Origin of the sequence: Halopiger goleimassiliensis (assembly GCF_000455345.1) — an archaeon.
Taxonomy (GTDB): Archaea; Halobacteriota; Halobacteria; order Halobacteriales; family Natrialbaceae; genus Halopiger_A; species Halopiger_A goleimassiliensis.
On record NZ_HG315691.1, the window covers coordinates 375,092 to 398,674 of the forward strand.

A 23,583-nucleotide genomic window follows, 5' to 3' on the forward strand; every position below is an offset into this window, starting at 1 on the left:
GGCTCGAGTGGCCGCCGACGCCCTCGCCGATCGGACCCGGTGTACCCACGAGCCGCGACCGAAAAGAGGGTCGATCAGCGATCCGGTTCGAACTCGTCGTTTTGCAGCCCGCGACGCACCGGGTCGTGTTCGGCGTCCGTCGGCGGCGGCGCGGTCACGAGCACGGCCTCGAGCCGCTCGCCCTCGGCGCGAACGCCCCGATCCTGGCCGGCCGGGATCGTGACGACTGTTCCCGGTGACACCTCGTGTTCCTCGTCCCCGTCGCGGACGAGTCCCGTCCCCGACCGGACGACGATCGTGACGTCGCTGTCGGGCGCGTGGACGGGAATGAACTGTCCCGGCTCGAAGTAGCCGCAGACGGTCTTCGATCGCTCGGTGCGGAAGACCTCGCGGGCGGAGAATCGGTCGTCGTCGTACTCGCGCTCGTCGTCGACGCTCGTTGCCGGCATACGCGTCGGTTTCGCGCCGCCGGTTTCCCGTCTTTCGCCGAATATCTTCACAGGCGACGGTCCGGTGGGAGTCGGTTCGGGCACGACCGACGACCCCGTCCTGCAGTCGCCCCGGAACGTCGGTACCGGAGTCCGTCTCAGGCGGTCTCCCGGAGGCGTCGAAACGCCTCCCACGCCGGATCGGTTCGCGGCGGCGACGCCGGCTCCCCGTCGATCGACACCCCGTCACCCGACCGGACGGTCCCGAGTTCGGTCACCGGCGTCCCCCGACGCTCGAGAGCCTCACCGACGGCCTCGACGCCGCGTTCGGGGACGGTCAACAGCAACGTTCCCCGCGAGGAGACCGTCCACGGGTCGATGTCGACCGCCTCACAGATCGCGTCGACGGCCGGCTGGTCGGGGACCCCCTCGGTGGTCACCTCGAGCCGGACGCCGGCGGCCGCCGCCATCTCGACGAGCGCCCCCCGGACGCCACACTCGGTCACGTCGTGCATCGCGGAGACGGGACCGGCGGCCGCCGCCGTCGTCGCGTCTTCGACGACGGTCGTCTCCTCGAGGTGTGCTTGCGCTCGCTCGAGGAGGGCGGAGTCGACGTCGAACGCGTCCGGGAACAGCGTCGCGAACAGGCCAGCGACCTCCCGGGCCGGCCCCGTCGTGAGCAGGATGCTGTCGCCGGGCCGCGCGCCGTCGGGACGGACGATCTCCGCTCCCGGGCCGAGTCCCAGCGCCACCGCGCCGCCGATCTCGGGGTACGTCGCCCCGGTCCAGCCGGTGTGACCGGCGACGATATCGACGCCGAGGCGATCGCACTCGTCGGTGATCGCGCCCCACAGCGACGCGAACTCCTCGGCGGCCATCGACGCCGGAAGGGTGAAGTTCACCGTCAGATGCGTCGGCGGGATACCGCTCACGGCGACGTCGGAGAGGACGCTGTGGAGGGCGAGCCGACCCGCCCGTTCGAAGCCGAGCGCGGGATAGACGTAGAGGGGATCGGCCGCGACGACCAGCCGTTCCGAACCCGGATCGATGACGCCGAAGTCGACCCCGTACGCGGGCCCGAGAGCGGTCGACTCGCGGGTCGTTCCCAGCTCCGACCCGACGTACGTTTCAAAGAACTCCCGATCGACTTTGCCTGTATCGTCGCACATTCGTTGCGTTCGACTATCGTGTCATTGAACCAAGAATGTATGCAGGCGAAGCTGGAGTAGAACATCGGACGCAGGTCGTAGCGCGGACGGTCGGGCCGCCGTTTGCCTGCGTGATCTCGGCGCGGCCCTAACTGCGCCAACCGGGAAGCCGCCGTCGACGAGCGACTCGAGGACGCGGTCGTAGCGTTCGGACGAGGAACCGCCGGTATCGTGGCGTTGCGTCGTCGGTCGAGGTAGCCGTCTGGAGACGATAACCAGCCGTTCCGAACGTATTCCGCCGCGTTCCCAGGGGTCGTTTCCCGCCCGAACATATTCTTCCGGTTCCCACGGGGCAAGAATCCGGCGACCCGCTATTTGCACCGGCTTCATATACCCGGATATGACCGACCGCACCAGTCGAACGGGAACGTACCTCTCTCGGCGGACGCTCCTGCTGTCCTCGGGCGTCGCGGGCCTCTCGGCCGTCGCGGGCTGTACGACGGACGACGTCCCCTCGAACACCGACGGAACGCCGTCCGACGACGAGGCGGAGCCGCGGACCGTCGCGGATCACTCCTCGCCCGATCTCGAGAAGTGGGTCGACGAGGTGCCCCGGCCGGGCGTCGCGGAGCCGGCCGGGACGAAGGACGGCCAGCCCTATTACGAACTCGAGATGAACGAGTTCGAGCAGCGACTCCACAGCGACCTGCCGCCGACCACCGTCTGGGGGTACGACGGCCAGTTCCCCGGCCCGACGATCGAGGCCGAGCAGGGCGAACCGATCTACGTCCGGTGGCAGAACGACCTGCCGGACGAGCACCTCCTGCCCGTCGATACGACGGTTCACGAGGAGATGATCCCGTACGACATCGACGGCGTGCGGACCGTCACGCACCTCCACGGCGGGAACGTCGAAGCCGCGAGCGACGGCAAAGCGCAAGGATGGTTCACTCGCGACTTCGAAGCGACCGGTCCCAAGTTCGAGCAGAAGGACTACTACTACGTCAACGACCAGCCGGCGGCGACCCTGTGGTATCACGACCACGCGGTCGGCATCACGCGGCTGAACGTCTACGCCGGCCTCGCCGGGTTCTACCTCCTCCGGAGCGACCACGAGCGGGGACTCGACCTGCCCGACGGCGAGGACGAGATTCCGCTCGTGATCCAGGACCGGAGCCTCGACGAGGACGGCTCGCTGTTCTACCCGTCGGCCGTCTCGGAAGCCCGGGGTGGCGACGAGTCGTATCCCGAGACGAGCATCGTCCCAGAGTTCTACGGGGACGTCCCCGTCGTCAACGGGAAGGCCTGGCCGCGGCTCTCGGTCGACCCCGAGACGTACCGGTTCCGGCTGCTCAACGGCTCCAACAGCCGCTTCTACGATCTCGAGCTGCTCGAGTACGACGAGACCGCCGGCGAGACGGGCGACGCGGGGCCGTCGTTCGTCCAGATCGGCAACGACGGCGGCCTCCTCTCGGAGCCGGTCGAGATCGACGGCCGCCTCGAGATGGGGGCGGGACAGCGGGCCGACGTCGTCGTCGACTTCTCGGCGTACGCCGGCGAGACGCTGTTGCTTCACAACGACGCCCCGTCGCTGTACCGCGGCTCGGACGACAAAAACGAGGAGACGAAGCCGCTGCCGGAGATCATGCTGATCGACGTAGCGGACGCATCCGCCGACGGCGGGGAAAGCGGGGGCGAGACCGACGCCGGGACCGACGACGATGGCGGAACTACCGGCACGGTTCCCGACGAGTTGGCGACCGTACCGGACCTCCCCGTCGACGCCGCCGAGCAACACCGGCATCTCACGCTCGCCGCGGGAAGCGACGAGTACGGTCGGATGAAACACTTCCTCGGCAACCGAGAACAGCCCTCCGGGTACGCGCTGGACGATCCAGTCACCGAGGAGCCGGAACTCGGGACGACCGAAATCTGGAGCATCGCCAACAACACCGGGATGTCCCACCCGATGCACCTCCACCTCGTTCACTTCCAGGTGCTGGGTCGGGAGTCGCTGAGCGACTACGACCGGGAGACCGACGGCGTCGACGTCGACTCGCTCGAGTCGCCCGAGCCGTACGAACTGGGGTGGAACGACGTCGTCACCGTCGACCCCGCGGAGGTCGTCCACCTCGTCGTCCACTTCGGCGAGTACGAGGGGCTGTTCAACGATCAGACGGGCGAGTACATGTGGCACTGCCACATGGTCGAACACGAGGACTACGACATGATGCGTCCCTTCCGGGTGCGTCCGAGCGACGACGCGGAGGCCCACGACAGCGAGGGCGACAACTCGGCGACGGACAGCGAGTGAGAACGGCCTTCGAGGGAGTCCCTCGAGACGGGCGACGAGCCCCTATCAGTGTTCGGACAAACGGATTCGACACCTCGTTTTTGGGCGGTGAACGCGTACCGATTCGTGATCGGACGCCGGGGACGTGGACCGTCTCGACGAGTCCCGTCGCGACGGCACGCGTGCTCGGCGACGAGGTGACTCACGAATGCCAACGATTCGATCCCTGTCGGAGTTGGAGAGTACCCCACACGCAAACGTCTTTCCGGACGAAGAGCCGAAAACGATCCGGCTGGAACTCGACGACGGCGAGAGCGTAGCGCCGCATTCGCATCCGGGACGGGAGATCGTCTTCCACCTGCTCGAGGGGGCGATCGAACTGGACCTCGACGACGACACCTACGAGGTAACCGCGGGCGACGTCGCCCGGTTCGACGGCGAGCAGGACATCGCACCCCAGGCGGTCGAACCGAGTACGGCGCTCATCGTGCTGGCACGGGAGGAGTCGGCGGCCCGTTCCGACGACTCGGCTCCGTGAGACGGTCGTCGAGACCGACGTGGTAGTTCCGCGCCGTCCGTCCCGTCGTTCGAGGGTCGTTTATCCGTCCGAGCCGAATATGTCCGCGCCAACCTATTCTTAGGGCGGCCTAAAACGAACGGATAGACGCGATCCGATCGGCGACGACCGGCGATCGGGTTCGTTCACCGCTCGACCATGCCCTACGTCGAACTCACTATCACGATTCCGACGGACGCGTGGCTCGGCCGACTGCCCCACGACCGATTCGACGCCCGGTTCCGGGTCCTCGCGGCGACCGTGACCGACGGGGTCGGCACCGTCCGCCTCGAGATCATCGGGGCCGACGCCGCCGACGTCTGCGAGGAGTTGCGATCGCTCGAGTCCGTGCCGACGCTGACGGTCCAGGAGTCGGCCTGTCACCGCCGACGAGTACAACTCGAGACGACGACGCCCATCGTGTTGAGCGCGATCCAGCGGGCCGGCGTCCCGCTGAGTATGCCCTTCGAGGTCGCCGACGGCCGGATGACCCTCGAGACGACGCTCCCGCAACACCAGCTTTCGGACCTCGGGGAGCGCCTCGAGGAAGCCGGCGTCCGGTACCGGATCGATCGGATCCAGCCCGAGGCCGAGTCGGACGCGTTGCTGACGGACCGTCAGCGGTGGCTCCTCCACGAGGCGATCGACCGGGGCTACTACGACACCCCGCGCCGGATCACGCTGGTCGACCTCGCGGACGAACTCGACCTCGCGAAATCGACGTGTAGCGAAACCCTCCACCGCGTCGAGGAGCGAGTGCTGAAACAGTTCGTCAGCGGCGACTGCGAACACCAGCCCGACGTCTCCATCCGCGCCGACTGACCACGATACCGCCGTCTCCACCTCGGAGGGGACTCGTAGTGGCCGCGCTCGCGCTCGAAGGCGAACGCCTCCCGGAGTCGGACGGAGAGCGTCTCGACGCCGCGACGGACCCCGGCACCGCTCGAGCCGGCGGACCGATCCGCTCGAAGTCGATATCCGCGTCGTAGGCCGCCTCGAGCGCCGCAGAGAGTCAGTCGAATCGGTAGCTGGAAAACCGAACGAGCAACAGGCCGCCGAGCGCGACGGCGACGGCCGCGATGCCCGCGAACGCGAGGAAAAACGTCGTCTGCGTCCCGTAGGTCAGCACGATTCCGGCGAGCGACGCGCCGACCGCGCCGACGCCGTAGACGCCGAGGTAGAAGTAGCCGAACGAGAGGCCGTGGACGTCCGGCGGGGAGTACTCGGCCAGCAGCGCCTGCCGGATCGGTGCCGACATGTAGATCGTGATCCCGAGGACGGCACAGACGGCGAGGATCGCCCAGAGACCGGTTCTCGCGGCGGGGACGAACGCGAGCGAGGCGAGCACGACGACCGAGTACGTACCGATCAGCGCGTACTCGGTTCGCGTCCGGTCGGTCCACTTCCCGCCGACGTACTGGCCGATGCCGCCGAGCAGGAGCAGGCCGGCGTAGACGTACTGGCTCGGTTCGAACGATTCGCCGCCGATCGCGACGGGATCGAACAGCGGCAGGTCGGAAAGGATCTCCGGCAGGAACGACAGCACCCCGCGAGCGTACAGCCCGTGGGTCATCACGAGCAGGAAGACGACGACGAAGCCGGCCGTAAAGAGCGCCCGGGACTGCCTGAAGAAGCCGACGACGCCGGTCAGCCCAGTCTCGGTCGCGGGCGACGCCGTCCCGCCGTCGGTCCCCGCCGTCTCGTCGAACTCGAACCGAAACGCCAGCGCCACGGCGACGACGGCAGGTAGCGCGAGCACCGCGGCGACGGTCCGCCAGGGCAGCCCCGTCAGCAGGATCGCCGCCGCGAACGGGCCGAGCGCCGTCCCGACGTTCCCGGCCGCGCCGTGGTACGCGAGCGCCGTCCCCCGCTCGGCCGCCCCACGGGTCAGCAGCGACAGCGCCGCCGGGTGATAGAGGCTCGAGGCGGCCCCCCAGACGAGCAGGCCGACCGCCAGCACCTCGAGCGTCGGCGCGGCACTGAGCAGGACGAAAGAACTGCCCATCCCCAGGATCGAGACCGTGACGAGGGTCTTCGAGCCGTACTCGTCGGCGAGCACGCCGCTGACGACGGCACCGAGGCCGATCAGCGCGAGGCCGACGCCGACGAGCGTCCCGAGGACGGCCGGCGAGGTGTCGAAGGCGGGCAGCCAGACGACGATAAACAGCGGGATCGCGAGTTCGTAGAGGTGAAACATCGCGTGACCGATCGTCGTGAAGCCGACGATCTGTCGATCGTTGCGGTTCATGTCGGTATCCGGGGCGGCGCGACCGTATCGCACCCCCCTAGCATGCGTGGGCGTCGACTTCGCGTCCCGATCCGTCTCGTCGAGCCGACGGGAGCCGAACGTGGCTCTCGCACGGGTGCTCGAGCGGATGGCAGGCGGGATTCCGTAGCCCCGGTTCGTCGCTCGCGCACCGTCGTCACCCCCGGGAAGACGACTCGAGCGCACCGTCGTAGTGCAGCGCGAGGCTGTACATCGATCCCACCTCGCGGGAGCCGATCTCGTCCACGAGACGATCCGCACGGGAAACGAGGGGGGCCGCGAGTGCTGGCGGGAGGTCCGCAACCTGCTCGCGGACGACGTCCGCGTGAGCCTCGAGCAGGTCGGCGGTCCAGGGCACCGGCTCGAGGATCGTCTCGGTGCGATCGTGGCCCCAGCCGTGGCCGGCGAACAGCCGCCGGAGGGCGTCGGCGGGGTAGAACGTGAGCGCCGGGCGGCCGTCGGCGAGTTCCGTGGCCGCGTTCTCGACGGCGAACAGTTCTCGAACCGGTTCGGCGTCGGAAAGCGGCGCGTAGTCGTCGATCACGAGCGTCCCACCGGAGGCGACGACCCGGGTCAGTTCCGCAGCGATCGCCGCAGCCGTCGCCGGTGGAACGACGTTGAACAGCGCGTGGGCGGTGATCACGTCGACGCTGTCGTCTGGCAACGGGATCGACCGGAGGTCGGCGTACAGGACCGCCGCTCGATCGTCCTCGATCCGCTCCCGAACCTCGAGCGCGTGGTCGGCGTCGTTCGTCACGGCGTAGACCGCGGCGGGGTCGGCCTCGAGGAGGCCGGCCGTCGCGTTGCCGACGCCGGCCCCGGCCTCGAGGCAAACCCGGCCCACGATCGATCGGTCGGCGAGCGCTCGCCGAATCGTCTTCGGAACGGCCATACCACCTGTCTCGACGCCGACAGCTTGTGGCTATCGGTCGCCGTCCGGCTCCGAGCCGAACGTCTTCGGCCGTTCGGGTTCATCCCGACGGCTGGTAGTACCGCTTGAGCCACGTCGTCAACCCCTCGAGGTCGGGGAACAGCGTTCGGTGGTTGACGTTCAACTGGTCGAGTTTGTCGCGAAACTCGAGTTTGCGCTCGCCCGGGACGACGATCTTCCGGTAACAGTCCTCGCGCTCGGCGAACCACTCGTCGAGCGCCAGTCGCGGATCCGACTGGAACGAGAAGACCGCCGACTGGTTGACGATGCGATCGTCGATCGCCGGCGGACGGAAGAAGAGGACGTACTGATCGTCGGGTTCGTCCTCCACGCCCCACATCTCCCGCCAGATTTCGGTGATCCGGGAGACGTCGTTGAGGTTTCGCAGCGGCTGCTCGCGGTCCGCGCCCGCCCCCTGGCTGGCGTCGTACTCGAGGGTCGCGTTCGACAGCAGGTGGACGTCGAGCATGTTCGTCTCGGTCACCTCGAGCACCTCGCGGTAGTGGGCCGGCAGCTCCTCGTGGAGGGTCCGGTAGTCGGCGGCCCAGATCGCCGCGTCGTGGGCCGTGTTCCCGTCCTGGACGGCGAAGTACGCGGCGACCAGCGGCGAGAACGACCAGTCGAGCAGCCGGGTCGGCAGACCGTAGTGACGCGCGATGGCCAGCAGGTGCCAGACCGATTCGGGTTCGCCGACCTCGCCGCGAGCGTACTGGGCGAAGTTGCGCAACAGCAACGGCTCGAGTTTCCACTTCCCGGAGTCGCCGACGAAGCGATCGATCGGCGTCTGAAGGCTGAACGACTCGTCGGAGACGCCGCGGTAGACGTACGGCGAGCGGTGCCGTTCGATGTCGTCCAGCCACATGTCCGCCGAGAGCAGGTCGTGGAACTCGATCCACGACTCCGCGCGGACGATGCGATCGTCCGTCATCGGGGGCCGATCCGCGCTCGCGGTCGATCACGCCGCCGCTCGTCGTCGGGAGAAATCGCGCTCACATCGATGCCCCTCGAGCGCCCGACGGAAAACGCTTCTCGCGGTCGGCGTGACTGTTCGACGCGCCGAACGGTCGAGAGCGGAATCGCCTCGAGTCACCCCTCGAGCAGCGTCCGCTCGAAGAAGGCCGCGACGTCGCTCCCGATGTCGCCGTGCTTCGCCACGAAGAAGTGATCCGCCGGGTACGAACGAACCTCGTCGTCCCGCTCCCGCGCCCGCTCGACGATCGGTTCCCACTCGACGGTCGAATCGCGCTCGCCGTGGCCCACGAACAGGGGGACCGAGACCTCCGCGAGCGCCTCGAGGGCGTCCAGATCGTCCGCGAGGCGGGCCGTGGGCGCGAGGGCGGCGACGGCCGCGGGTGTCGCGTCGTCGGCGGGATCGGCCCCGCCCGTGGCGTCCGCGAGGTCGGCGGCGGCCAGCAGCGCGAGCGTCGCGCCGAAGCTGTAGCCGAAGAGTCCGACCCGATCGTACCGGTCGGCGGCCCAGCGGACGGCGTTGCGGACGTCAGCGCGCTCGCCGTAGCCCTCGTCCCACGAGCCGTAGTCGAACCGCAGGCAAGCGATGCCCGCGTCGGTGAGCGCCGCCGCGACGGCGACGAGGCGGCCGTCGCTGCGCGACCCGCCGTGCTGGGGGTGTGGCGGGCAGGCGACGACGATCGATTCAGGGCCGTCCCGGACGGGATCGGCGTCCCCGGGCTCCTCGAGCGTCCCGCGCACGTCGCGGCCGCCGGGTATCAACACGTCGCTCATAGGGCATCGTCTCTCGAGGACGCTAACAGAAGTTGGGATCGAGCGCGTTGGATCGACCGTGTTCGGATGATACCGTGAGGGATCTGCTGCAGTTCGAAACACCACGAAAGCCCCTGGCGCTATCCGGTCGAGGGGCTCGCTGCGCGCGCTCCTCCGTTCGCGTGCTTACGTCGCCCGTCTTCCCGGATACCGCCAGCCCCTTTCATTCCCACCCCGTGTCGGCTGACCGGTCAGACCACGTTGGGTGGGAATGAAAGGGGCTGACACGCTCGATCCCTCCCGGGCGTAGCAAGCCGCGAGGGATCGAAGATCCCTCGGCCCGTGCGAACGGGCGCTTTGCGCCCGTGAGCAGAGACCGCAGCCGGGAGGCGAGGACCGTGGTTCGAGAGACCTTCGGTCTCTCGTCATCTCGCGGAACTCCGTTCCGCGACGACTCGTCGAGGTAGCTTTGCTACCTCGAGATCACGAAAGACGCTTCGCGTCTTTCGAACGACAGCAAGCCCCGGAGGGTCGAGCGTGTCAGAGGCTTTCGTGGTGGCGACGGTCATTTCGGAACTAGACGCGAGAACATTAGAGAACGACTCGAGCGCGGCGACCGGACCCTACGACGAGCGAACGGTGACGGACTCGACCGTCAGCTCCGCGTCGACGACGACGGTCACCGTCCCGGCGTCGCGCTCGAGGTCGACGGCGAGTCGCGGCGGATCGCGAGACTCGAGGCGGCTCCGGCCGGCGGGAAGCGCCCAGAGGGGGCGGTCGGGATCGACGCCGATCTCGCGGAGCGCCGCGGCGACCCGGTCGTCGGTGACGACCGCGGAGACGACGTCCATCCCGACGGTGAACGAGCAGGTGTCGCAGTCGAGTTCCACCCAGTGGGCGTCGGCGTCGAGGGGCTCCTTCCAGGGGGTGTCGGTCCCGAGCGCGTCGATCCGGAGGTCGACCGTCGTCGAGCCGGAACAGTCCGGACAGAGGTCCTGGCGGGCGAGCGCGAGGTCGTGGCGGACGCGCGCATCGAGCACGTCGAGGAGATCGTCGGCGTCGTGGCTCTCGAACCCGTTGCGCGGGAAGGAGTAGGTGAAACCGATCCACTCCTCGCAGTCCTCGCAGTCGACGGAGACGAAGCCTCGTTCGTAGCGCAGGACGGTACCGCCGCCACAGATCGGGCAGTCCGCGTCGATCGGCGTCGGATCGAACGCGAACGGCTCGGTCGGACGGTGGGCGAGGACGGCGCGGTAGAGCGCGGTCGCGCTCGCCGTCGGCACGTAGCCGTCCTCGACCTTCCGGACGTAGACCCCCCGTAGCTGGTCGAGATGGTAGTTGAACTTGCCCGAGTCGCGGATCCCGACGGCCTCCATCAGTTCGGCGTAGGATTTGGGCTCCGTGTAGATCGCCACCCAGTCCTCGAGCAGCGCGAGCAGGATCTCGAGGCGGATCTCGTGGCCCAGCAGCGAGAACGCCTCGCGGGCGTCGACGTCGGGGTTGCCCGCGGAGGACGCCTCGTCCTCGACCGGGCCGCCGTCCGGAGACACCATAGCGGGGTATCGCAGGCCACCTCAATGACGGTTCCGGGTCGCGGCCGGCACCGCCGTTCGGTTCGGAAGCGTGACGCGTTAGCATCGCTTGTGAAATCGAGTTCTCAAAACGGTTACGTGAAGACCCCTCGTTCGTCCCGACTATGACGGGGACCGAACACGCGGGTAGATCGACCGACCGCCCGACGCGGCGACGGGTGCTGCGGGCGAGTGCAGCCGGTAGCGTCCTGCTCGCCGGCTGTCTCGGGACCGAGGGGAACGGCGACGGGGACGAGGACGCGGCCGACGGCGATACAGCCGACGGCGGGGAACCGAGCGACGACGGTGAACCGCCCGAGGACGACGATGGAGCCGACGAGGACGACGACCGACCGGTGACCGGCGAGACCGTCCCGGAACTCGAGGCCGTCGACGAGGCGACGCTCGCGTACATGGACGACCTGGACCTCGGCGCGGGCGCGGTGGCCATCGCCCGCGACGGCGACCTGGTGTTCGAACGCGGCTACGGCTGGGGCGATCCCGACCGCACGGAGCCCGCGGAGCCGGACGCGTTCTACCGCATCGGGAGCATCTCCAAGCTGTTCACGGGCGAGGCCGTCCTGCGGCTGATCGACGAGGGCGAGCTCGCTCTCGACGACGCGGTCTACCCCTTGCTCGAGGTGGAGCCGCCGGGTGGCGACCTCGCCGACGAGCGGGTCCGCGACGTGACCGTCGAGCACCTGCTGAACCACGCGGGCGGCTGGGACCGGTTCGAACACGCGAACCCGCTGTACAATCCGCAGGTGGTGATGGAGGCGCTGGAGCTCGAGGAACCGCCGGACGCCGCGGACGTCATCCGGTACATGCTGGACCAGCCGCTGCAGTTCGCTCCGGGCAGCGACACGGTGTACTCGAATTTCGGCTACGTGCTGCTCGCACGGGTCGTGGAGAACGTGACGGGCGAACCCTACCAAGAGCACCTCGAGCGGGTGCTGTTCGAACCGGCCGGTGTGGAGGGGATCGAACTCGGGCACACGCCCCCGAGCGAGCGTCCCGACGACGAGATCTGGTACGACGACGCGGAGCAGTGTCCGAGCGTCTTCGGGGCCGACGGGGAGACCAGTTGCGCCGACGGCGGATTCGTCCTCGAGGCGTTCGAGGGGGCCGGCGAGCACGTCGCCCGGGCGCGCTCGCTGGTCGCCGCCGTCGACGCGCTCGAGTGGCTCTGGGCCGACGGCCGGGCGGTTCGCGAGCCCGGAGCGATCGTCTACAACGGCTCCCACTACGGCTCGTTCGCCTACGCGGAGCGTCGGCCCGACGGCGTCACCGTCGCGGCGCTGTTCAACGGCCGCCATCCGTCGGTCGAACCGTCGGCGGTGATCCGACAGGAACTCGCCGCGGCGCTCGAGAGCGTCGACGACTGGCCATGAGTCGCGACGACATCCCCCGTGGGGCCAGCGGCGATTCAGGGACGGAGAGCGCGGCGACGCGGCTCCGCCAACTGCTCCGGAACCTCGATCCGGGCCGGTTCGGACTGCTGGGGTTTCTCTCCGTGCCGGGCTACCTCGTCGAGTCGCTGTCCGTCCTGCAGCCGCTGGTGTTGTTCTTCCTCCTGCTCCTGTGGCCGCTCGTCGAACCCCTGTTCGACTACGCACTCAAGCGAGGGGCCGACGAGGAGACCGAACCCACCGACTGGATCCACATGGGCGACCCGCGCGAGTGGGCCGTCTCCTACCTCTCGATCCCGCTGGCGTTCGTCAACCCGCCGGTGCTCGTCCAAGACGTCCTCCAGTTGCTCGGATCGGGCGTCGCGATGGTCCGCCACCGTGGCTCGGTACCCGATCCGAGCGACGAGCGGCCGATCACCTACCGGCTGCCGGTCGAGGGCACCTGGACCGTCGTCAACGGCAGCCTCGAGAAGGAGTACTCCCACTCGTGGATCCCGACGACCCAGCGCTACGCCTACGACCTCGTCGTCACGGACGAGGACGGCCACTCACGACCCGCAGGCACGAAACCGGCCGTCGAGGAGTACTACTGCTACGACGAACCCGTGCTCGCGCCGGCCGACGGCGTGGTCGTCGACGTCCTCGACACCGACCTCGAGCCCTCGCGCGGCGGCGGCTTCGCTCACCCGCTGAAACGCAGTATTCCCGGCAACTACGTGACGATCCAGCACGCGCCCGAGGAGTTCAGCACGCTCGCCCACCTCGTGCCCGGCAGCGTCGCGGTCCAACCGGGCGAGCGCGTCGAGCGCGGCCAGCAGGTGGGACGATGTGGCCACTCCGGGAACTCGACGGAACCCCACCTCCACCTCCAGTTCCAGGACCATCCGACGTTCGAGCTGGCCGCCGGGATACCGCCCCGCTTCGCGAACGTCGACGTCGAATCGCCCTGGCTGGACGCGGCCGACGGCGACCCCGATAGCAGCGGTCCGACCGCGATCACCGCCGGCCAGCGGGTGACGACCGTCGATTCGGCCCGGGGGGCGAGCGACCAGTCGTCGTCAGCCGCGGCGTCGACGAGGCAAGAGAGCCCGGAGACGACGGGTGACGCGTCGGAGTCGACGCGAGCGCCGGACGAACCGACGGCGGCGACGGACGGCGCGGGCCGATCGGGAGCGACTGGGAGCGCGGACGGCCCGCTGCGATCCCCGGTCGCCGTCACGCTCGAGCGCTTTGCCTTCGGCGTCGGCGTCGCCGCCGTGACGGCGGTACTCGTGGGCATCGTCGCCCGCGTCGCGGGACTCGAGGTGGGAGCGCTCGAGACGGCGCTCGTCCTCGCGGGGGGCGCGGGCGCTGGCCTCGGCTGGCGGCTCCTCGCGGGGAGAGCGGGCCGCATGCTGCGGCCGGGCGGGTTCGGCGCGCCGCTGGGAGTGGTCGCCGTTTCCCTCCTCTGGGCGGCCGTTCCGGCCGCTCGCTGGCCGGCGGCGCTGCTGACGGTCGGCGTCGCCGGCTACGTGGCGATCGGGGCGCTGGATCGGCGTCTCCTCAGGCGAGCGTTCGAGCGCCGAGCGAGTCGAGATGCCCGGGCCGGGACGGAATCGTAGCGCTGCAGGGCCGAAATCGGCGGCTCGAGGGGACGAGCGATCGGACAATCACGCGGACTGTCGTTGAAGTGATGTTTTTAAGGGTGACGAGCGTTACGTACGAGTATGGGCATCCTCTCTCGGACCTCCTACGTCATCCGGTCGAAGATCAACTCGCTGCTCAACCGGGCCGAGGACCCGACCCAGACGCTCGATTATTCCTACGAGCAGATGCGCGACCAGCTTCAGGAGGTCAAACGTGGCATCGCCGACCTGACCACGCAGAAAAAGCGCCTCGAGATGCAGAAACGCCGCCTCGAGGACAACGTCGAGAAACACAACGAGCAGGCCCGCACCGCGGTCCAGCAGGGTCGCGAGGATCTGGCGCGGCGCGCACTCGAGAAGAAGAAGACGAAGATGAGCCAGATCGAGGATCTGGAGCGCCAGATCTCCGACCTGCAGAGCCAGCAGGACCAGCTCATCGAGCAGAAGGACGAACTCCAGCAGCGCATCGAGGAGTTCCGCACCAAGAAGGAGACGATGAAGGCCCGCTACGAGGCCGCCGAGGCCAGTTCGACCGTCTCGGAGGCGATGACCGCGACGGGCGAGGAGTTCGAGGACGTCGGTCGCGCGATCGAGCGCGCCGAAGAGAAGACCGAGGACATGGAGGCTCGCGCCGCCGCACTCGACGAACTCCACGAGTCCGGCGCGTTCGACGACGTCATCTCCGACAAGGACAGCATCGACCGCGAACTCGAGCAACTGTCGGCCGGCAGCGGCGTCGAGGCCGAACTCGAGACGCTCAAATCCGAGATGGGCGAAGGCGAGAGCGAGTCCGCCCCCGAGCCCGAACCGGAGGTCGAGGGCGAGGTCGACGAGTCCGAACTCGAGGACCTCGAGAACGAGGTCGACGACAGCGAGATCGAAGCCGAACTCGCGGAGCTACAGGACGAGGAGAACGCCTGAGCCGGTCCGCTGGAAGTCGGTTCCGGCGCAACCGCCGTCGGGTCGCCGTTCGATCGGCGGCAGCCGTCAGGAGGGCGTCCCCAGCACGGTGATGTCGTACTCGGCGACGTCGGACGGCGACTCGAGGACGACGACCTGGAACTCCCACGCGTCGCCGCCCTCGAAGTCGCCCGTGCTGGCGAAATAGCGGCCGATCAGGTTGCCGGATTCGTTGTAGATGCGGGTCCGGACTTCGGCGATCTGGATCCGGTCGCTCCCCGTGTTCTGGACCGTTCCCTGGATCGTCGACCCGAGGTAGCCGCTCTCGACGACGAACTCGTGATCGACCAGCGAGAGCGTCTCGAGCGGCGTCACCGAGTTGTTCGGCTCTTGCTGGGCGAGCGCGGTCGCCGCGGACATCTCCGACGCCGAGCGGTTGGAGGCGTTGGTGGCGGTTACGTCGCCGACGTTCCCCTCCTCGTAGGACGGCTCGCCCCCGAAGCCGCCCTCGCCGGTACAGCCGGCGGCCGCGCCGGCGATCCCCGTCCCGAGCGCTGCGAGGAGTCGACGGCGACTCGTCGACGCCGAGCGAGTCATCTCCCTCGAGTCGTCCACGGGTCGTTTCCCTCACCGAGCATCGTACTAGCGCGACACCGCCGACGCATTTCAGTGTAGGCCCTGAACCCTGCAGCCTGCAGGACGACCCTACCCCGAGGGGTGGCCACCTCGGCGATCGAGACGGTCGCGCGGCAGCGAACGAATCCGCGAAGGCGACTGCCGACGCACTACGGGCGGTTTCGGCGTCGGTGCCGTGTGCAACGCAGGCCCTTATTGTCGGGTCCGTGGACGGTGTCGGTATGGGGTCCGCCGAGACCGAGACCGACGAAACGCTCGAGTCCTACGGGGCCGACGTGGGCGCGCAGGCGGGACCGCTGACCGGGTTCCGCGAGTGGTTCCTGATTCAGGGGAACCGATTGGCCGTCGCCGGACTGGTGTCGCTGGCCGTCTTCGTGTTAGTCGTCGGGTTACACGAACTCGGCGTCGTCAACTTCGTCAACCCGGACTCCGTCACGCGCGTCGCCAGTGGTATGATCGCGGGCACGTTCTCGCTCGTGACGCTGGTCGTCTCGGTCAACCAGCTCATCCTCTCCCAGGAGTTCGGCGCGGCGGGAAAAGCGCGCGACCGGTTCGAGAGCGTCGTGGACTTCCGCGAGGACGTCGCGAACGAGGCGGCCGTGCCCGCGACGCCGGCCGCACCAACGCGCGTACTCGATCTCATTATCGAATCGATCCGCCACGAGGCGACCCAGCTCGCCGACACCGTCGCGGACCACGACGACCGCGAGGTGCGCGAGACGGTCACGCGGTACACCAACAGCGTCCGGGAGCGGGCCGACCGGATCGACGAGACGCTCGAGGAATCGTCGTTCGGTACGTTCTCGGCCGTCTCGGCGGCGATCAACTACGACGAGGCCTGGCAGCTGTACGTCGCGACCCACCTGCGCAACGAGTACGCCGACGCGCTGTCGCCGAGCGCGAAGGAGCAACTCGACGAACTAATCGGCTCCCTGAAGCTGTTCAACGTGGCGCGAGAACAGTTCAAGACGACCTACCTCCAGCGGGAGCTAACGCGGTTCTCGCAGCTGACGATCTACTGCGGGGTACCCTCGATCCTGTCGGCGATCCTCGTCGGCCTCCTGTACGCCGACTTCGCTGGCCCGAGCATCAGCGCCGCCGTTCTCCCCTACGTGGTGAGCGCACTGATCGTCGTCGTCCTCACGCCGCTCGCGCTGCTGGTCTCGTACATCCTCCGGACCGCGACCGTCACGCGCCGCACCGCGTCGGTCGGGCCGATGATCCCGCAGAAGGACCCCGACGAAGGCCCCTTCGACGTGGAGTACGGCGAGAAACGGTAGGTTCCCGCTACTCCCACTCGACGTCCGATCCGCGATCCGTCTCGCGCAGGATGAAGGGACCGATCGCGAGCGTCCACTTCGCGACCGTGACGATCCGGAGGATGTACGACAGGAAGATCGCGAACGGTGCCACGCCGAGGGCGAAGCCGACGCCGACGATCAGCAGTCCGTGATCGAGCCCCGCCGTCGTCCCCGCCACGTCGCCGACCTCGAAGACCAGGATCATGTAGGCCGAGACCGCCAGCGCGGGCAGGGCGAGGGTCGCCAGCACCCGCGAGAGGGTGATGATCTCCCACCGGAAGTACAGCGTCTTGAAGTGCTCGCGGGCGGGACCGAAGAAGCCGAGCACCTCGAGCAGTTCCTCGAGTTCGTCGTCGACGGCGTCCGGAAGCGCCCCCTCGTGTCGGTTGCGCACCCGGTTGCCGGTGTAGATCTTCCAGGAGTAGTTGTACTCCAGCGCGGCCTTGACGACCTCGAACCGCCCGAACTCCTTTCCCTCGAGGCTGTCGGCGACTCGGTCGGCGTCGGCCGCGACCCCCTCGGCGTACTCCCGGACGTCCGCACGAACCGCGTCGTCGAGCTCCGGGGCGGACTCGAGCGCGGCGAGGAGTTCGTCGGCGCGGTCGCCGGTCGCTTCGACGAGCCCCCGAAGGAACGCGGAGGGTTCGGGGGGACTGGTCGTCCGGCCGACGGCGTCCTCGGCGTCTCGCCGGAACTCGAGTGCGCCCGCCATCCGTTTGCGCTGGTCGTCGACCGGCCCGAGTTCCTCCGCGAGGACGAACTGGTTGAACGTCAACACGAGGGTGACGCCCATGATGATCCCGATGATGGTCGGGGTGAAGACGGCGGAGATCGGCGCGGGGTCGAACAGCTTCGAGATGGAGCCGGGGCCGAACTCGCCGAGGCCCACGAGGATGACGTACGAGACGGCGAGCATCGCGCCGGCCACGAGAACCCGATTCCCCTCGACCAGGAGCCACAGTACCGGACGGCCGCCGGGAACGCGATCGGCCATCGCGTTCGACGTCTCGGCGCTCCCGTCGGAGTCGCTCATACGAACGACACACCAGCGCCGCTCGTACAAGCGTTGCCGTCGTTTGCACGCAGCCAACTCGATCCGCCGAGTGCCGGTCTCGCGGTCGCCGAACGGATCGGGCGCGGCCACGACCCGGACGCCCGTCGCGTCGCTCCGTACCGAGCGTACGCTTTTTCCCGCCGTCGTTGAGTGGCGGGGTATGGACGCCGACGAACGGATCGACGAGGCGGTGAGCCGGAGCGATCTGGTTCACGAGCGCCTCCGCGAATCGCCGCTCAAACGGTGGATCCTCCTCGACGGGAACCGATACGTGCTCGTGGGGGTGTTCTCGATCGTCGTTTTCTGCACCTGCGCCGGCATCGGCCTCGCCGGCTACATCCCCGTCACCGAGCCGGGAACCGCGACGACGCTCGTCGGGTCGATCGTCGGCGGCACGCTCCCTTTTATCACGATCGTGCTCGCGATCAACCAGCTCGTCCTCTCGCAAGAACTGGGCTGGCCCGGCGACCTCGAGGAGCGGTTCGAGGGAATGGCCTCGTTCCGCCGTGAGGTCGAGGAGCTGACCGGCGAATCCGTGAGTCCGGCCGCGCCGGCGGAGTTCCTGCAGCTGATCGTCGCGACCGTCGTCGAGCGCGCGGAGACGCTGCGCCCGGTCGCGGAGCGGGTCGACGATCCGGCGGTCGCCTCGCTCCTCGAGGCGTTCGTCGACGCGGTCGCCGACGAGGGGAAGATCGTCACCGAATCGCTCGAGGGGACGGACTTCGGGACCTTCGAGACGCTGTCGTCGGTGCTCGGCCACTTCAACGGTGCCCACCTCTACGCCGCTCGTCGGATCCGCGCGGACCACGCCGAGGAACTCCCCGACGACGCCCTCGAGTCGCTCGAGTACCTCGTCGAACTGCTCGGTCACGTCGCGATCGCCCGCCAGACGTTCAAGTCGCTGTTCATGCAGTACGAACTGGCCTTCCTCTCGCAACTCCTCCTGGTCGTCGGCTTCCCGACGCTGCTCGGCGGCGGGCTCTTCACGATGACCTACCCGGCGATCGTCGACGCCGTCGGCGATCCGACCGTCCTCGTGCTCGTCGTCAGCGCCGCCGTCACGTTCGTCTTTCTCCCCTTCATCGTCCTCCTGGTCTACACGTTCCGCATCGCGTCGATCTCGAGTCGGACGGCGGACTTCGGGCCGTTCGTGCCCCGCGTGGAGGTCGATCTCGAGGACTGACGGTCGCGATCGATCCCCACGGTATCGTCCCGCTACGGCCACGCGTATTCGGTCTCCGCATCACCTTCCGGCAGGGGTATTTTACTCGCCGCCATCGTTCGTTTTTGCGGAAATGAGCGATTCGGACTCGAGCGGGGTGTTGAGCCAGCGAGCGGACGTCGGCGGCCTGCGACTGTGGCTGTTGCTCCGGCTGAATCGGTGGCTCTTCACGGCGGCCGTGTTGTCGATCGTGTTCGTCGTACTGGTGGGAGCCAGTTGGATCGATCTCACGCCGGTACGGATGATCGTCGAACAGCACAACGGCACCTTCTGGATCTTCTCGGCGTTCATCGGGGCGATCATCACGGGCACGTCGATCGTCGTCACGATCAACCAGCTCGTCCTCTCGCAGGAGCTCGGGGCGATCGGCGACCAGCGCGATCGCATGCAGGACGCGATGGACTTCCGGCAGGATCTGGAGGGGTCGCTCGACGAGGAGGACGCGACCCCGCCCGAACCGGCCGCTTTCCTCTACGAACTCGTCGACGGCATCCAGCGGGAGGCGAACGAACTCGAGGAGACCGTCGCGGACCAGCACGGCGACGAGATCCAGGGGAAGGTCGCGGACTACGTCGACGACATCACGGACAACGCGCAGGTCGTCAAGGAGGACCTCGAGAACGCGCAGTTCGGCACCTTCGACGTGATCTGGAACGCCCTGAACTTCAACTACTCGCGGAAGATCTACGACGGGCGCAAGATCCGCGCCGATCACGGCGACGACCTCTCCGAGGAGGCGGACGAGGAACTCGACGAGATGATCGAGCTCCTGAAGTTCTTCGGGCCGGCCCGCGAACACTTCAAGACGCTGTACTTCCAGTGGGAGCTGATCAACCTCTCGCGGGCGCTGCTGTACGTCTCCGTGCCGGCACTCACCGTCATGGCGCTGTTGATGATGTACGTCGACGGGCAGGCGCTACCCGGCACGACGCTGGGAGCCGACAACCTCGTCTGGATCACCAGCGCGGGCTTCGTCGTCGGGATCGCGCCGTTCGTCGTCTTCATCGTCTACATCCTCCGGATCGCGACGGTGGCGAAGCGCACGCTCGCGATGGGACCCTTCATCCTGCGCGAATCGGAGCGCGACGAAGATCTGGGTTGACTCGCGCCGACTCGGACCCGGTCGGTTCCGCGGTCCCGCGTTCGGTCTCGTCGTCCGCAACGCCTGCCGTAGCTATTTCCGCGCCGGACTGGTATCCTCGCCCTCGAGCGATGAGCGCGAGCGACGGGTCCCAGCCGGGCGACACGATGGCCGAACGCAGCGCGGAGCCGACGTGGAAACATCGCCTGCTGTTGAACGCCAACCGCTGGCTCGTGACCGCCGGCCTGATGGCGTTCGTCTTCGTCGGCCTCCTGCTGGCGAGCGAACTCAGCCCGGTCTCCCTGCGGGCGCTGATCGGCGTCAAGGACCCCGTTCACACGCTCTTCCAGGCGCTGACCACCGCGCTGATCACCGGCGTCACGCTCGTGGTGACGATTAACTCGCTGGTCCTCTCCCAGGAGCTGGGGGCCGTCGAGGACCAGCGCGAGCGCCTCGAGGGGGCGCTGGACTTCCGCGAGGACATCGAGCAGGCGATCGACGCGCCGGTCAGTCCGCCGGAACCGTCCTCGTTCCTCCGGGCGATCGTCGCCGCGTCCGCAGAGCGCGCGACGGACTTTCGGGACGCCGTCTCGGAGAGCCAGGACGACGAACTGATCGATCGCGTCGACGAGTTCGTCGACAACGTGACGACCCACGCCGACGCGATCCAGAGCGAACTCGAGGACGCCCAGTTCGGCACCTACGCCGTCCTCAAGGCGGCGCTCGACTACAACTACTCCTGGAAGATCTTCCGGGCGCGCCGGATCAAGAACGCCCACGCCGACTCGTTTACCGACGAAGCGGGCGCGGCCTACGACGACCTGCTCGAGTCGCTGAAGTTCTTCGGCCTCGCCCGCGAGCACTTCAAGACGCTGTACTTCCAGTGGGAGCTGATCAACCTCTCGCGGGCGATGATGTACGTCGCCGTCCCCGCGCTCGTGGTGACGATGTCGATGCTGCTCTTTTTCGACGCCGACGCCGTGACGGGAACCGTCCTGGGCATCGACGCGCTGGTCTGGATCGTCGCGGCCGGGGCGACGGTCGCCGCGACGCCGTTTCTCCTGTTGATCGCGTTCATCCTTCGGATCGCGACGGTGGCGAAGCGGACGCTCGCGATCGGGCCGTTCATCCTGCGTGAGTCGAGCCGCGGCGAGGAGATCGACTGGGAGTGAGTCGACGGACCGGTCGCGGCTGCGGCGACCGAAGCCGTGGCCGCCGGCATGTCCGGCGGCCTCGTCGGCGACCGCCGTCCGTCACCGTTCGGACGACAGCGCTTCCGCCTTCGGGGACGGCACGTCGTTCTCCCGGTTCACCGCCGGCGACCCGGCTACGACGGGACCGCTACAGCGGCGCGCCGATCAGCACGAGCTTCGCTCGCTCGTCGCCGCGGTTGTGGATCTGGCGCGACTCGTCGGGGTCGAGCCGAAGCGCTTCGTCCGCCTCGAGCGTCACCGTCTCGTCGCGGTCGGTCAACTCGACCTCGATCACCCCCTCGACGACGTAGTAGACCTCCTCCTGTCCGGTTTCGGTCTCGTCGTGTTCCTTCCCCCTGGCGTCCGGTTCGAGTTCGAGGATCGAGACGCCGACGTGATCGGCCTCGAGTTCCTCCTTCAGGAACCACATGCCGCCGTACTCCTCGGGAATTACCGACTCCGGATCGGTCTTGTGTGCGACGTCGTAGCCCATGTGCAACCGTTCGACGGAGTCGCCTAAATCGGTAGGGGAACCGGCAGTCGCGGTTCCCGGAACCCGACGACGGAAGTGTCCGCGACCCCTACGACGTGTGTGATCGTCGTCTGCTGTGGACCGCCGGGTGCCGGGAAGACCACCCTGACGACGGCGGTCCGCGACCGACTCGAGGGCGAGGGCGTCGACGTACGGTCGTATCACTCCGACGACTTCTCGCGGGGGACGTACGAGCGGTTGTACGCCCGGGCGGCGGTGGCGTCGCCATCGACCGAACCGGCCGAACGGCCCGTCGTCACCCTCGTCGACGGCACCTTCTACCGCCGCGAGTGGCAACGGGTCTTCCGTACCCTCGAGTCCGTCCGGTTCGTCCGCGTGACCGCCGCCCTCGAGACCTGCCTCGAGCGCAACCGTCGGCGCGAGGACGCGATCGACGAGCGGGGCGTCCACGTCGTCTACCGGGAGTTCGAGCCGCCGGCGGCCGACCTCGTCATCGACACCGACGAGACGTCGCCCGCGGCGGCCGCCGAGCAGGTGACGGCCGCCGTCGGAGAGTGGCTCGAGTCGGACCGGGACGCGGACGCCGACCGTGCGTCGCGTCCCTGATGGAGCGCGGCGGCCTACCAGTCGAACAGCGAGAACTCCTCCGGGAGCCGATCGGGCGTCAGGTAGTCGGGGACGGTTTCCCAGGCGAGTGCGTCCTCGCCCGGAACCGCGTCGGTGTCGAGGTCGGGGTCCTCGGCCGGCTCGAGGTCGCGGTACGCCGCCGGCGGGGCGTCGTGGGCGTAGACGCCGTCGGGATGGTCGATCGTCCAGACGTGCAGCATACAGGGCGTGCGACAGGGCAGCCGCTTCTCGCCGTCGGTGAGGTCGCCGCCGTACGCTTGGCGATAGAACCACCACGCGAACCGACCGGGGAGGCCGGCGTGAGAGTGCCAGGGCGAACATCGCTCCCCGGCGGCCCCCTCGGCGTCGCGGGCCTCGTCGGCGCGTCCGTCGGAGGCGGCCCCGTCGGCGCGTCCGTCGTGGCTGTCGTCGTGCTGTCCGTCGTGGCCGTCGCCGTGATTCGGTCCCGCCGCCTCGAGGTCGATCGGGTCGTTCGCGTCGGTGATCGGCCCCCGGAAGCCGTCGTCGTCGGCCCGGTAGACCGCGGGCGGGACGACGGGCTCGCCGTTCCGGGTCGCGACGAACATCGCGCCGATCGAGCGCCAGGAGTCGTTGTCGACCAGCACCGACTCGGGTCGGTCGGGGTCGAGAATCCGGTCGTCGCCGATGTACTCCGGGTTGAGCCAGTGAGACCAGCCGTCCTCGTCGACGACGTCCAGCGCGTCGAAGTAGGGTCTGTACCCCGCCTCGGCCAGCGCCCCGGCGTCGGGATAGCGCCGCTCGAGCGTCTCTCGGACCGCGGCCCGCAACTCGACCGTCGCGGGGTGGTCGTCCGCACACGCGGCCGTGGTCGCCCCCTCGCAATGGGCCATGCTCGGGTGGAGGGTCGCCTCGGGACAGCGGTCGTCGAACGGGAGGTCGACCGCCTGCTCGCGACCTGCACTCGCGTTGCCGACCCCGACGGTCGAGACGGTGATCGTCGCGGCCGATGCGCGCAACAGGGTTCGCCGGGAGACGTCCGAACTGTCGTCGGTCATACCAAGCCCGTCCCACACCGAGCCGTCCCGTAAATCCATGTTGGCGATCGGACTGACAGTCAGCCCAACTACGGATTCGATCGCGAGCGGGCGGGTGGTCGAAGTCGTTTT

The 23,583-nt window shown here is 68.5% G+C and carries 22 protein-coding genes; 11 read left to right on the plus strand and 11 right to left on the minus strand.

Annotated features, from left to right (window positions below):
- Window positions 1–74: 74 nt before the first annotated feature.
- Window positions 75–449 (minus strand): cupin domain-containing protein, encoded by a 375-nt coding sequence (locus TX79_RS16580; RefSeq protein ID WP_049928749.1) that lies wholly within the window; start codon window positions 447–449, stop codon window positions 75–77.
- A gap of 137 nt (window positions 450–586) precedes the next feature.
- The gene (locus TX79_RS16585; protein ID WP_049928750.1) at window positions 587–1,597 is read right to left on the minus strand and encodes an AIR synthase family protein; all 1,011 of its coding nucleotides are present in this window, start codon (window positions 1,595–1,597) and stop codon (window positions 587–589) included.
- Window positions 1,598–1,976: 379 nt separating this feature from the next.
- On the opposite strand from TX79_RS16585, the gene TX79_RS16590 reads away from it, so the two are divergent.
- The 3 genes from TX79_RS16590 to TX79_RS16600 all read left to right on the plus strand — a co-directional run bounded on the left by TX79_RS16590 (window position 1,977) and on the right by TX79_RS16600 (window position 5,247).
- Window positions 1,977–3,890 carry a multicopper oxidase family protein gene (locus TX79_RS16590; RefSeq protein WP_081655629.1) on the plus strand — a complete coding sequence of 638 codons (1,914 nt, stop codon included), beginning with the start codon at window positions 1,977–1,979 and terminating at the stop codon, window positions 3,888–3,890.
- A 187-nt stretch (window positions 3,891–4,077) separates the two neighbouring features.
- Window positions 4,078–4,407, plus strand: coding sequence for a cupin domain-containing protein (locus TX79_RS16595; protein WP_049928751.1), 330 nt, complete (start codon window positions 4,078–4,080; stop codon window positions 4,405–4,407).
- A gap of 177 nt (window positions 4,408–4,584) precedes the next feature.
- Window positions 4,585–5,247: a helix-turn-helix domain-containing protein gene (locus tag TX79_RS16600; RefSeq protein ID WP_049928752.1), complete on the plus strand. Its 663-nt coding sequence runs from the start codon at window positions 4,585–4,587 to the stop codon at window positions 5,245–5,247.
- 190 nt (window positions 5,248–5,437) lie between these two features.
- Here TX79_RS16600 and TX79_RS16605 read toward each other — a convergent pair whose 3' ends face one another.
- From TX79_RS16605 to TX79_RS16625, 5 genes are all read right to left on the minus strand, one after another.
- Entirely contained in the window at window positions 5,438–6,673 is a 1,236-nt protein-coding gene (locus TX79_RS16605) for an MFS transporter (protein WP_049928753.1), read from the minus strand.
- Window positions 6,674–6,848: 175 nt separating this feature from the next.
- Entirely contained in the window at window positions 6,849–7,583 is a 735-nt protein-coding gene (locus TX79_RS16610; protein WP_049928754.1) for a class I SAM-dependent methyltransferase, read from the minus strand.
- A 79-nt stretch (window positions 7,584–7,662) separates the two neighbouring features.
- Complete coding sequence (locus tag TX79_RS16615; protein WP_049928755.1) at window positions 7,663–8,550, minus strand: FRG domain-containing protein; 888 nt, start codon at window positions 8,548–8,550, stop codon at window positions 7,663–7,665.
- A 158-nt stretch (window positions 8,551–8,708) separates the two neighbouring features.
- Window positions 8,709–9,365 (minus strand): dienelactone hydrolase family protein, encoded by a 657-nt coding sequence (locus tag TX79_RS16620; RefSeq protein ID WP_049928756.1) that lies wholly within the window; start codon window positions 9,363–9,365, stop codon window positions 8,709–8,711.
- Between the two features lie 602 nt (window positions 9,366–9,967).
- A complete protein-coding gene (locus tag TX79_RS16625; protein ID WP_154660572.1) occupies window positions 9,968–10,897 on the minus strand; it encodes a winged helix-turn-helix domain-containing protein in 930 nt (309 codons plus the stop codon).
- A 143-nt stretch (window positions 10,898–11,040) separates the two neighbouring features.
- Here TX79_RS16625 and TX79_RS16630 point away from each other — a divergent pair, with 143 nt between their 5' ends.
- The 3 genes from TX79_RS16630 to TX79_RS16640 all read left to right on the plus strand — a co-directional run bounded on the left by TX79_RS16630 (window position 11,041) and on the right by TX79_RS16640 (window position 14,870).
- Window positions 11,041–12,306 (plus strand): serine hydrolase domain-containing protein, encoded by a 1,266-nt coding sequence (locus TX79_RS16630; RefSeq protein WP_049928757.1) that lies wholly within the window; start codon window positions 11,041–11,043, stop codon window positions 12,304–12,306.
- Window positions 12,303–13,925: a M23 family metallopeptidase gene (locus tag TX79_RS16635; protein WP_049928758.1), complete on the plus strand. Its 1,623-nt coding sequence runs from the start codon at window positions 12,303–12,305 to the stop codon at window positions 13,923–13,925. The genes TX79_RS16630 and TX79_RS16635 overlap by 4 nt, the downstream gene beginning before the upstream one ends.
- A 105-nt stretch (window positions 13,926–14,030) precedes the next feature.
- Window positions 14,031–14,870 (plus strand): PspA/IM30 family protein, encoded by an 840-nt coding sequence (locus TX79_RS16640; protein ID WP_049928759.1) that lies wholly within the window; start codon window positions 14,031–14,033, stop codon window positions 14,868–14,870.
- A gap of 66 nt (window positions 14,871–14,936) precedes the next feature.
- Here TX79_RS16640 and TX79_RS16645 read toward each other — a convergent pair whose 3' ends face one another.
- Window positions 14,937–15,446, minus strand: coding sequence for an FxLYD domain-containing protein (locus TX79_RS16645; protein WP_049929246.1), 510 nt, complete (start codon window positions 15,444–15,446; stop codon window positions 14,937–14,939).
- A 260-nt stretch (window positions 15,447–15,706) separates the two neighbouring features.
- On the opposite strand from TX79_RS16645, the gene TX79_RS16650 reads away from it, so the two are divergent.
- Window positions 15,707–16,765, plus strand: coding sequence for a hypothetical protein (locus TX79_RS16650; RefSeq protein ID WP_049928760.1), 1,059 nt, complete (start codon window positions 15,707–15,709; stop codon window positions 16,763–16,765).
- 7 nt (window positions 16,766–16,772) lie between these two features.
- On the opposite strand, the gene TX79_RS16655 is transcribed toward TX79_RS16650, so the two are convergent.
- Window positions 16,773–17,819: a hypothetical protein gene (locus tag TX79_RS16655; protein ID WP_049929247.1), complete on the minus strand. Its 1,047-nt coding sequence runs from the start codon at window positions 17,817–17,819 to the stop codon at window positions 16,773–16,775.
- Window positions 17,820–18,000: 181 nt separating this feature from the next.
- Between TX79_RS16655 and TX79_RS16660 the strand changes: the two genes are divergently transcribed.
- The 3 genes from TX79_RS16660 to TX79_RS16670 all read left to right on the plus strand — a co-directional run bounded on the left by TX79_RS16660 (window position 18,001) and on the right by TX79_RS16670 (window position 21,315).
- On the plus strand, window positions 18,001–19,023 hold the full coding sequence (locus TX79_RS16660) for a hypothetical protein (protein WP_049928761.1): 1,023 nt from the start codon (window positions 18,001–18,003) through the stop codon (window positions 19,021–19,023).
- A gap of 112 nt (window positions 19,024–19,135) precedes the next feature.
- Window positions 19,136–20,164: a hypothetical protein gene (locus TX79_RS16665; protein ID WP_049928762.1), complete on the plus strand. Its 1,029-nt coding sequence runs from the start codon at window positions 19,136–19,138 to the stop codon at window positions 20,162–20,164.
- A gap of 110 nt (window positions 20,165–20,274) precedes the next feature.
- Window positions 20,275–21,315 carry a hypothetical protein gene (locus TX79_RS16670; protein WP_049928763.1) on the plus strand — a complete coding sequence of 347 codons (1,041 nt, stop codon included), beginning with the start codon at window positions 20,275–20,277 and terminating at the stop codon, window positions 21,313–21,315.
- A gap of 169 nt (window positions 21,316–21,484) precedes the next feature.
- On the opposite strand, the gene TX79_RS16675 is transcribed toward TX79_RS16670, so the two are convergent.
- Complete coding sequence (locus TX79_RS16675) at window positions 21,485–21,829, minus strand: cupin domain-containing protein (RefSeq protein WP_049928764.1); 345 nt, start codon at window positions 21,827–21,829, stop codon at window positions 21,485–21,487.
- Between the two features lie 99 nt (window positions 21,830–21,928).
- On the opposite strand from TX79_RS16675, the gene TX79_RS16680 reads away from it, so the two are divergent.
- Window positions 21,929–22,435, plus strand: a complete 507-nt coding sequence (locus tag TX79_RS16680) for an AAA family ATPase (protein WP_049928765.1) — start codon at window positions 21,929–21,931, stop codon at window positions 22,433–22,435.
- A gap of 14 nt (window positions 22,436–22,449) precedes the next feature.
- Here TX79_RS16680 and TX79_RS16685 read toward each other — a convergent pair whose 3' ends face one another.
- A complete protein-coding gene (locus TX79_RS16685) occupies window positions 22,450–23,472 on the minus strand; it encodes a hypothetical protein (protein WP_049928766.1) in 1,023 nt (340 codons plus the stop codon).
- Window positions 23,473–23,583: the final 111 nt, after the last annotated feature.

Bases quoted from the DNA above. Each gene is read 5' to 3' on its own strand.
- TX79_RS16580 (WP_049928749.1), bottom strand. From the start codon at position 449: ATGCCGGCAACGAGCGTCGACGACGAGCGCGAGTACGACGACGACCGA.
- TX79_RS16595 (WP_049928751.1), top strand. From the start codon at position 4,078: ATGCCAACGATTCGATCCCTGTCGGAGTTGGAGAGTACCCCACACGCA.
- TX79_RS16615 (WP_049928755.1), bottom strand. From the start codon at position 8,550: ATGACGGACGATCGCATCGTCCGCGCGGAGTCGTGGATCGAGTTCCAC.
- TX79_RS16675 (WP_049928764.1), bottom strand. From the start codon at position 21,829: ATGGGCTACGACGTCGCACACAAGACCGATCCGGAGTCGGTAATTCCC.
- TX79_RS16660 (WP_049928761.1), top strand. From the start codon at position 18,001: ATGGACGCCGACGAACGGATCGACGAGGCGGTGAGCCGGAGCGATCTG.
- TX79_RS16620 (WP_049928756.1), bottom strand. From the start codon at position 9,365: ATGAGCGACGTGTTGATACCCGGCGGCCGCGACGTGCGCGGGACGCTC.
- TX79_RS16610 (WP_049928754.1), bottom strand. From the start codon at position 7,583: ATGGCCGTTCCGAAGACGATTCGGCGAGCGCTCGCCGACCGATCGATC.
- TX79_RS16685 (WP_049928766.1), bottom strand. From the start codon at position 23,472: ATGACCGACGACAGTTCGGACGTCTCCCGGCGAACCCTGTTGCGCGCA.
- TX79_RS16650 (WP_049928760.1), top strand. From the start codon at position 15,707: ATGGGGTCCGCCGAGACCGAGACCGACGAAACGCTCGAGTCCTACGGG.
- TX79_RS16635 (WP_049928758.1), top strand. From the start codon at position 12,303: ATGAGTCGCGACGACATCCCCCGTGGGGCCAGCGGCGATTCAGGGACG.
- TX79_RS16585 (WP_049928750.1), bottom strand. From the start codon at position 1,597: ATGTGCGACGATACAGGCAAAGTCGATCGGGAGTTCTTTGAAACGTAC.
- TX79_RS16665 (WP_049928762.1), top strand. From the start codon at position 19,136: ATGAGCGATTCGGACTCGAGCGGGGTGTTGAGCCAGCGAGCGGACGTC.
- TX79_RS16605 (WP_049928753.1), bottom strand. From the start codon at position 6,673: ATGAACCGCAACGATCGACAGATCGTCGGCTTCACGACGATCGGTCAC.
- TX79_RS16645 (WP_049929246.1), bottom strand. From the start codon at position 15,446: ATGACTCGCTCGGCGTCGACGAGTCGCCGTCGACTCCTCGCAGCGCTC.
- TX79_RS16625 (WP_154660572.1), bottom strand. From the start codon at position 10,897: ATGGTGTCTCCGGACGGCGGCCCGGTCGAGGACGAGGCGTCCTCCGCG.
- TX79_RS16630 (WP_049928757.1), top strand. From the start codon at position 11,041: ATGACGGGGACCGAACACGCGGGTAGATCGACCGACCGCCCGACGCGG.
- TX79_RS16670 (WP_049928763.1), top strand. From the start codon at position 20,275: ATGAGCGCGAGCGACGGGTCCCAGCCGGGCGACACGATGGCCGAACGC.
- TX79_RS16600 (WP_049928752.1), top strand. From the start codon at position 4,585: ATGCCCTACGTCGAACTCACTATCACGATTCCGACGGACGCGTGGCTC.
- TX79_RS16590 (WP_081655629.1), top strand. From the start codon at position 1,977: ATGACCGACCGCACCAGTCGAACGGGAACGTACCTCTCTCGGCGGACG.
- TX79_RS16640 (WP_049928759.1), top strand. From the start codon at position 14,031: ATGGGCATCCTCTCTCGGACCTCCTACGTCATCCGGTCGAAGATCAAC.
- TX79_RS16655 (WP_049929247.1), bottom strand. From the start codon at position 17,819: ATGAGCGACTCCGACGGGAGCGCCGAGACGTCGAACGCGATGGCCGAT.